The following is a 3,982-nucleotide window of genomic DNA, read 5'->3' as shown; positions in this document are numbered from 1 at the left end:
GTGGTGGTGGTCTGGGGGGCTTGTGTGGTTGTGGTGGTTTCGGGGGCTTGTGTTGTCTCGGTGGTCGTGGGCTGGGTGGTCGTGGACGGCTCGGGTGCTTGGGTCGTTGCGGTCTGGCCGGATTGGGTGGTGGGAGTGGTCTCGGCAGCCTGTGTTGTCTCCGGACTCGCGGGCTGGGTGGTGGTGGTTTCGGGAGTGGGAGCCTGAGTTGTCTCGGTGGTTGTGGGCTGGGTGGTCGAAGCGGTCTCGGCCGGCTCGGTGGTCTCCGCCCCGGCTGGGACGGTTCCGGCCGCTTCGGGGGTGTCAGTGGCCAGGAGTTCGGGTTCGATCGGCTCGAACTCCGGCACGGTGGTGTCGATGGGCTCGAACTCCGGCACGGTGGTGTCGATGGGCTCGAACTCGGGTACGGAGGTGCCGTCCACTGCCGGGCTGGCGGCAGGTGCCGGCGAGGGTAGGGCGGTAGGAAGCGTCACCTGCTCCCGCGCCACCGCCGCCGACTGCGTACGGCTCCCGAGGTATCGACCGAGGAAGACCTCGAACACCGACACGACCACCGTCGCGGCCGACGCGACCAGGAAGGCGCGCCGCGATCCGGCGACGGCGGCCGCGCCGGACCCGGGCCGGGTTGCATCTGCGAAAAGGGAACGGAGCCCCAGCAGCACGCCCACGCCCAGGCCCGCCGCAGCCACTGCGGCCACCAGGGTGAGAACCGTCCCGGCCAGCGGATCGGTCAGCCCGACCACGAACCCGACCGCGCCGAACAGCACGAAGCCGGCCGCCGCCATGCCGGGGCGGTCCCTGGACAGGAGGCCGAGAAGAGCGCCGATCCCGAGCGAGACCAGGACGATCCCGATTACCAGCACCAGCTTGTCGTTGGTGCCGAACATCGCGATGGCCCAATCCACGACAGGCACGGGTGTGACATCGATGACCCGCTGCCCGATCGTCCGGACCAGTGACGGGGCGGACGGGAAGGCGCCTGCCACCAGCTCGGAGACGGCGAGAGCGGCGCCCGCCGCCACCGCACCCAGGAGGGCGAACCCGAGCCATAGCCGGGACGAGGGGGCCGGACCGGATTCGGAAGTAGAGGGGTCGAGTCCCATAGTCCTTAGATTAGGGCGGCTCGGCGCCAAAGCCGGCGCTCGGTGGTGTGACCAACTGACCGGTTAGGCGGCGGAACTCGACGCTCCTATCCGGCGGGAGCGCGGCCGGTGGTGGCGATCTCGGGGGGTATCCACTCACCCCACCCCGTGGCCCGTTCCCACGCATGGGCCAGTTCGAGAACGGAGCGGTCGGCGTGATGACGGCCCACCAGCTGCAGGCCGACCGGTAGTCCGTCGGGTGTGAAGCCGCCCGGGACGGAGATGGCGGGGTGGGTCGTCACCGTGATGTCGCTGCACGACCGCATCCAGTCGATGTAGGTCTCCATCCGGGTTCCGTCGATCTCGGTGGGGTATTCCACATCGACGGGGAAAGGGGGCACCTGGGTGACGGGCGCGGCCAGGAAGTCGAATCCTCCCTCCTCAGGCCTCATGAAGTCATGGACTCGGGCCACCAACTCGCGATGCCGGCGGCAGATCTCTGCGTATCCGGCGATCGTCATCTCGAGGCCGACCTCGATGTTCCAGATCACGGTCGCCTTCATCAGGTGGCGGTGCTCGGCGAGTAGCGGGGCGAAGCCGACCGCGAACAGCCATGCCCTCCGGGCCTGGAATATCTCGGCGGCGTCCGACAGGTCCGGCCAGGCCTCCACGACCTCGCAACCCAGGTCGGTCAGCCGGTCGGGGGTGTTCTCGAGCGCTGTCCTTATAGCCGGATCGACCGCAAGCCCGCCCGCGTCGGGGGACCAGGCCACCCTGGTGCCGGTCAGGTCCCGTTCGAGCGAGCCGGCGAACGCATCCGGTGACTGGTCGATCGAGACCGGCGAACGGGGGTCCGGGCCGGCCATCGCCCGGAGGTAGAGGGCGACATCCGCCACGGTCCGGGCCATCGGGCCCCTCACCGGGAGGGGAGACCACGGATCGTGGGCGGTGATGGCCGGTACGCGGCCGGGCGAGGGGCGGAACCCGACGATGTTGCAGAAGGCGGCGGGGTTGCGGAGCGACCCGCCCAGATCGGACCCGTCGCACAGGGGCAGCATCCGGGCCGCCAGCGCGGCGGCCGCGCCCCCGCTGCTTCCGCCCGGCGTGCGGGCGAGAGCGTAGGGATTGCGGGTGGGGCCGAAGACCGGGTTGAAGGTGTGGGATCCGGCCCCGAACTCGGGCGTGTTGGTCTTGCCCACCATCACCGCTCCGGCCCGGCGCTGGCGCTCGACGACGAGCGAGTCGGACGGGGGGAGAAACTCGGAGAAGATGGCCGAGCCGAAGGTGGTGCGGATGCCGGCCGTGGCCAGCAGGTCCTTGTGAGCCACGGGCAGGCCGTGCAGCAGTCCCAGCGACTCGCCCCGGGCGTGTGCCTCGTCGGCGGCGGTGGCGCGCTCCATAGCCAACTCGGGCGTCAGGGTCACCACAGCGTTGACGATCGGGTTGACCGCCTCGATCCGGGAGAGGTGGGCGTCGAGCAACTCGCGGGCGCTGAGCTGCCCACGGCCCAGCAGAGCGGACATTTCGGTTGCCGGGAGCGAGCAGACATCCATGGCGCCATTTGACCACATCGCGGCCGGCCCTGGTTCCTTCTCGGTCCTGCCCGGTTACCCTGCCGCGCTGGAATCCGCTCCCGATCAGTAGTTCCGAGGCATTTCGTGAGAATCTTTCCGGCTATAGATGTATTGCGTGGGGGAGTGGTGCGCCTGTTCCAAGGCGACTACGGCCGGGTCACCAGGTACGGGGAGTCGATCGGTGGCCAGCTGGAGGCCTGGAAGGAGGCGGGCGCCGCCTGGGTGCACGTGATCGACCTCGACGGGGCGAGGAGAGGTAAGCCCGATCAATCCCTGTGGCGCCGGGTGGCCGCCCGTGGGGTGGCTGTCCAGCTCGGAGGGGGCATCCGAAGCGCCGCTGACGCGGTCGCGGCGCTCGGCTGCGGCATAGACCGGGTGATCATGGGCACCAGCGCGGTGTGGTCGCCTGGTGTTCTGGCATCGACCGTCGAGCGAACCTCGCCCGAGCGGGTGGTGGCCGCGGTGGACGTCAGGGACGGGCGGGCCGGAGGCCAGGGCTGGCTGGACGAGGGCCGGGACTTCGAGCAGGTTGTCGAGAGCGCCTTGGAGGCGGGGGTGTCGAGGTTCCTGGTGACCGCCATCGCCCGCGACGGCGCCATGAGCGGCCCCGACCTGGAACTGCTCGAAGCGGTCCGCCGCCGGGCGCCCGATGCCGAACTGATGGCCGCAGGCGGCATCGCGACGATGGGCGACCTGCGCGATCTGGCCGCCGGAGGCATCGACGGGGCGGTGATCGGTCGGGCCCTCTACGAAGGCGGCATCGACCTGGCCGAGGCGCTGGGGGAATTCCCGGGTTAGCCGGCCTGTCGGCAGTGATGATTCTTCGCGTTTTCCGGGAAGGGGTTGAACGCGTCACAGCCCCGCCTTACGTTGCCTATCGCCAAGCACCAACACCGGCCGATGGCATGAGACGATCGGTTCGGCCGGCCCGATGGGAACATACAAGCTCGATGGAGCGGAGGCCGACCTCCGGCGCCAGGCCGGCTTGTCCGGCCACGCTCCGAAAGGCACGGCGGTGGTGGCGGGGGATGGGCCCGGTGCGGGGCGCCGCGTGGCGCGTTTTTCGCGTTCTCCGGAAAGGGCGTTGAATGCGTCACAAGACGCCCTTATGTTGATTATCACCGAACACTGACACCGGTACGGGAGGCCGATCACCGCCGTGTTGGTAGAATGTTGTCAGCCAACCTGAGGATGGGAAGCTCCACGCATGACTAGCCAGGGAGTCACCGAGTCGCTAGTCGACGCGAAGGACGAAGCCCGTCAGGCAGAGGTACGGACCGATCTGGCCAAAGAGATGAATCGGTTCACATGGCGGGTCATCGGTTT

The 3,982-nt window shown here is 69.2% G+C and carries 3 protein-coding genes; 1 reads left to right on the top strand and 2 read right to left on the bottom strand.

Annotated features, from left to right (window positions below):
* Together OXK16_00065 and OXK16_00060 are read right to left on the bottom strand one after the other, a co-directional pair.
* Positions 1-1,103, bottom strand: a 1,103-nt coding sequence (locus tag OXK16_00065) for a hypothetical protein (GenBank protein MDE0374347.1), incomplete at its 3' end; no start/stop codon positions are given.
* Positions 1,104-1,189: 86 nt separating this feature from the next.
* Complete coding sequence (locus OXK16_00060) at positions 1,190-2,635, bottom strand: amidase (protein MDE0374346.1); 1,446 nt, start codon at positions 2,633-2,635, stop codon at positions 1,190-1,192.
* Between the two features lie 105 nt (positions 2,636-2,740).
* On the opposite strand from OXK16_00060, the gene OXK16_00055 reads away from it, so the two are divergent.
* On the top strand, positions 2,741-3,454 hold the full coding sequence (locus OXK16_00055) for a 1-(5-phosphoribosyl)-5-[(5-phosphoribosylamino)methylideneamino] imidazole-4-carboxamide isomerase (protein ID MDE0374345.1): 714 nt from the start codon (positions 2,741-2,743) through the stop codon (positions 3,452-3,454).
* The last annotated feature ends 528 nt before the right edge of the window (positions 3,455-3,982 follow it).

The sequence above is a fragment of the bacterium genome, from assembly GCA_028821235.1.
Classification (GTDB): domain Bacteria; phylum Actinomycetota; class Acidimicrobiia; order Spongiisociales; family Spongiisociaceae; genus Spongiisocius.
Note: the sequence above shows the minus strand (reverse complement) of the source record. Positions and strands in the feature narration are given on the sequence as shown.

Coding starts and splice junctions, on each gene's coding strand:
- OXK16_00060 (MDE0374346.1), bottom strand. CDS start 2,635: ATGGATGTCTGCTCGCTCCCGGCAACCGAAATGTCCGCTCTGCTGGGC.